This is a genomic window from Psychrobacter sp. W2-37-MNA-CIBAN-0211 (assembly GCF_040309405.1).
Classification (GTDB): Bacteria; Pseudomonadota; Gammaproteobacteria; order Pseudomonadales; family Moraxellaceae; genus Psychrobacter; species Psychrobacter glaciei.
Window position 1 is genome coordinate 1 of record NZ_JBEOOU010000071.1, and the last position, 332, is coordinate 332.

Genomic DNA, 332 nt, shown 5'->3' on the forward strand with positions numbered 1-332 from the left:
CTATTTAAACGTCACTCAAACTATAATTGCTGCTGCGGTGATTCAATGGTTGCATAAATGGCTGTTGAGCCATCTTTGTTAAGTTGCATCACTTTATACGGCATAAATTTATCTTGATATTCCATACCAGGGCTACCGACTGGCATGCCAGGTACGGCAAGACCGATCGCATCACTTGGTGGGTTTTTTAGGAACTGTGCCATATATTTGGCAGGGACATGACCTTCAAAAACGTAGCCGTCAGTAGTGACGGCGGTATGACAAGAGCGCATCTGCTGCGGTACGCTGTAGCGCTCTTTAAACAAGGACAAATCTTCAACGTTCTGTGCGGT

The 332-nt window shown here is 45.5% G+C and carries 1 protein-coding gene; it reads right to left on the minus strand.

The features are described 5' to 3' along the window. Positions 1-20: 20 nt before the first annotated feature. The coding region (locus tag AAEY72_RS14340; RefSeq protein WP_352311179.1) for a DUF411 domain-containing protein at positions 21-332 on the minus strand (312 nt) is incomplete at its 5' end.